The sequence below is a fragment of the Bradyrhizobium sp. Mp27 genome (genome assembly GCF_029953005.1).
In the GTDB taxonomy this organism is placed as follows: domain Bacteria; phylum Pseudomonadota; class Alphaproteobacteria; order Rhizobiales; family Xanthobacteraceae; genus Bradyrhizobium; species Bradyrhizobium barranii.
This window is the reverse complement of the sequence record NZ_JASAUS010000341.1, coordinates 1-3,689: the sequence shown is the minus strand read 5'-3', so window position 1 is coordinate 3,689 and position 3,689 is coordinate 1. Positions and strand designations below refer to the sequence as shown.

Sequence of the window (3,689 nt, the reverse complement as noted above, 5' to 3'; positions counted from 1 at the left end):
TTGTTGAGAGCTTTGTGCTGGCGATGTTCGACGTGTAAGCCCATCTTCGCCCTCGCAGCGCCGTACGAACGCAGCTTATCCGTGATCATAACGCGCGGCGGCGTGCCGGCGCATTTCAAGAGCTTCTTCATGAGAAGCTGCGCAGCGCGCGAGTCTCTTCGGCGCTGGATCAAGACGTCGAGAACGAAGCCATTCTGGTCGACAGCGCGCCAGAGCCAATGTTGTTCGCCCGCGATCGAGATAACGACCTCGTCCAGATGCCATTTGTCACCGCGGGCGGGAGCGCGCTGGCGGATCCGATCGGAGAACGGCTTGCCGAATTTCCGTCCCCACTGGCGCACGGTCTCATAGGTCACGCCAATGCCACGCGCCGCCACCACTTCCTCGACCATGCGCAAGCTTAAGGGAAACCGGAAATACAACCAAACGGCATAGCTGATCACTTCCGGCGGGAAGCGATGGCGGCGATAAAGAGGGTCCTTGTCAGTCCGCATGCCGCTCGTCTACCCCCTCCGCCGCTCCAATTCGTTAACTTGACGGTGCTGGACCTCGCGGAAACCATTCATCAAATCACCGATCTTCATCGAGATGAAGGCAAAACTTGTAGTTCACGCCGAGCTTGAAGACGTCGACGCTCTGCTTCATTTTGATGGTCTTCGAATTGATCTCGCCGACGGTCGGGAACGGAACGATCGTCGAGGGAACGCCGATGTGGTTGTATTCGGCGAACGTGGTCCACTGGTTGGTCAGTGCATATTCGACACCGCCACCAATCACCCAATCCCACGTATTTAGGGTGGTGACGCCGGTCCCCCGGCGGTGGGCGTTCGTGTCGGCCAATAGATCGTAGGTGGTCCTGCTAAGAGCGCCGCCGGCTTTGGCATAGGCAAGTGCACGGCCCCACGCATATCCGACCCGTCCGGTGAAGGTGGCGATAGCCTCGGCCGTGTGCTTGCAGTTGATGCCGCCGATGCCGGAAAAGCAGGTGTCCTCGCCGCGCATGTTAGCGGCGCCGAGTTCGCCCTGAACGCCCAAAACCCAAGTTCCCCATTGCCAGTTGGCACCGATCTGAGCACCTCCGAGCGGGCCGATGGCGCGTGTCTGGTTGCCGAAACCGGCGACATTGACGAAACCATTCAAGCCATCCGTGGACGCGAACGGATCAGACCAACGACCAACACTGAGGCCGCCGCCCAGGTATCCGCCGACATAGAATCCGCTCCAGTCCATTGGGCCTGTCGCCGGGCGGGGCGCCTTGGTGGGCAAGATGGAGCCTTCAGCGGGAACCGCCGAGTCGCCCCAGCGATAGCTCGACTGCATGAATATGCCGTAACGCTCCGTGCTGGCCCGCTGCGGCTGAACGGCATTGGCGGCCGGATCGGTGAGTTCGACGAAGCCTGCCGTGCCGGTGCTCATCTGCCAGGCCCAGTACCGTCCGCCAACCCCAATGCTCCAGGCATCGGTGAACTTGTAGTCCAGCACAGCCTCGAACATGACCCCGGTCCCGCTATGCGACGCGTTGGGGCCGAGCAATTGACGCAGCAGATGGTTGTCCAGTCCGCTATAGGTGACAAGCGGCGCGACGGCGGCATCTGCGGTCAATCGCAGCCGGTCACTCAACATCACTTCGCTGGACAGACCGACTCGCAGCGAATTGAAATGATCGTTGTTGGTCAGCCCGAGATCGTTGTTGGTCAGCCCGAGAAGCGTCGACGGCAATGGTGGTGCGCAAATGGCGGCGGCCGCAAGTTGCGCGCACCCGTAGGTATTGATCGCCTGGGCATAATAGTTATAACCGACCAACGCGCCGACCTTGGCACCGGGCGCTCTCAGGAAATTGTAGCCGAGATCGATCGTGGCATAGCCGATGTGTCCCGAGGCATCAGACCTCGTGTTGGAATAGGCGTACCCAGCGGGAAAATCCTCGTCGTTGAGCTGTCCGTTGCCAATTCCGCCAGCTCCCAGATGGCCTTTTGCAAAAAAACCGCTGCGATGATCAATGCGGGCAAAGGCTTCGCCGGAGACCGCGTCAAGGCCGCTGTAGATCAGCCGGGACGCGAGCCGAAAAGGCGGAGTGTTGAACAACGGTCCTTCGCCGTCAACACCTGTGCTGATCCAGACGCGGGTGCCGGTTTCGATGCTCCAATCGCTTAAACCGTTCCGAGCCGGTATTTCGAGCCACTGGATCGGAGCACCGCCGGCCGACGTATCACTGCCGCCGAACCGGTAGTTCAACCCGGCACGGGCGAGGTCGGCCCGAAGTCCACTGGAATGCGTGACGACCTGGCCAGCGGCGCCGACATTCGCCATTCCCACGGCGTTGGGAAAGTCGACATGAAGATAGTCAGCCTTGACGCTCAACCGATCGGTGAGCGGCACCTCAACGCCGGCGCCGACGGCATAGCCAGCCCCGACGGCGTTCAGCCTCCTCCCTGATTCCGCGGCACCGTCGATAAACGAGAAGTCGGTTTGCACCTGGGTGAGCGCGAGGCCGCCCGTGATATAGACAAGCCATTGGTACGGCGTGACGAAGCCCAGACGCGGTCGCGCGGTGAACAGCCCGTTGGCGTTGCCATAGGACGTGATGGTGAAAGAGCCGCTCGACGCTCCTGACGACGGGCGGTACCCGGCATGGCTGGTCGCCGCACCGTTCAGATGAACGGCCTGCAAATCGGCTTCCCAGCCGACCAGCAGATTGCCGATCTGCCAATTGTAACCGCCTTCGATGCCAGCGGCAAAGCCGAAGGGCTTGATGCGTTGCACTCCGGCCGCGGTAACGGTCTGTGCATCAGTGAGGCTGAAATACGGACCCTCACTCGCTGCGGTAGTCGGATCATACTGTCCCCACGCGCCACCAGCCGTAACGCCGGCATAGTACCCAGTCCAATTATAGGATCCGGTCCCCCCGAAGTTGATCGGGAGATCGGCAGTCATCGCAGGAGCAGCGAGCATGGAGAGCCCAAACGCGATCGAACCTGCCGGCCAGAAATTGATGGGTCGCAGGCGGATTTGCCCGGAGTGAGGAGCCTGCTTGCGGCAGGGGACAGTGTACATGCGCTGCTCCAGAAGTTGCGAGGACTTCAGAGAGAACAGCAAGTGCCGTACCAGTCCTGGCACTTACGAACATCGGACGCCGAACCAAAGGGTTGAGAGGATTGCAGCTGGGCTCCAGCGTGTTACGCGCATCGACGCAGTGTCGATATTGTTGCAGATGCGACAACGCGTTTGGAAGGCCGAGACATCGATTGATATAGACTGGCGGTCCAAGGGCATTCGGCAAGTGCTGCGCACGTATCAAAACCCCGGGCGGCTGCCAGCGACTGAATTCTCGCCTGACTTGCTGGGCGATGCCAGCAAGCCAGTATCACCGTGAGGTTGCCGGCCAGGATTACTACCTCGACCTCGTTTTCCATCACCTACGCTCGCGCTGCTTCGTGGCAATCGAGCTAAAGATCGAGGATTTCAAGCCCGAGTTGGCGGGCAAGATGAAATTCAGCTGCCGATGATCACTGCGCCGCGGCAACTGCAGCCTAAAGTCGAGAGCAGTCAGGACGTCAAAATACCTCGCGCTAGTTGGTACCTAGCCCGTCCTATTCGTGAGAGTGCGGCTTTTGGGCCCGATTGATGCGGCCGCACATCTTGTCTGACGAGGCGCACAGGATTGCCTTCGGCTTTTCGCCGCCTGACGA

2 protein-coding genes and 1 pseudogene are annotated in these 3,689 nt (G+C 60.4%); 1 reads left to right on the top strand and 2 read right to left on the bottom strand.

Annotation, left to right across the window (positions count from 1 at the left end):
• Together QJT78_RS49415 and QJT78_RS49410 are read right to left on the bottom strand one after the other, a co-directional pair.
• The coding region (locus tag QJT78_RS49415) for an IS6 family transposase (RefSeq protein ID WP_281460797.1) at nt 1-494 on the bottom strand (494 nt) is incomplete at its 3' end.
• Between the two features lie 76 nt (nt 495-570).
• Complete coding sequence (locus tag QJT78_RS49410) at nt 571-3,054, bottom strand: outer membrane beta-barrel protein (RefSeq protein WP_281460796.1); 2,484 nt, start codon at nt 3,052-3,054, stop codon at nt 571-573.
• Between the two features lie 302 nt (nt 3,055-3,356).
• Between QJT78_RS49410 and QJT78_RS49405 the strand changes: the two are divergent.
• Nucleotides 3,357-3,494, top strand: a pseudogene (locus QJT78_RS49405) (PDDEXK nuclease domain-containing protein); the annotation flags it as partial.
• Between the last annotated feature and the right edge of the window lie 195 nt (nt 3,495-3,689).

Excerpts from the sequence above, each read along its gene's own strand:
- QJT78_RS49410 (WP_281460796.1), bottom strand. The coding sequence starts at position 3,054 with ATGTACACTGTCCCCTGCCGCAAGCAGGCTCCTCACTCCGGGCAAATC.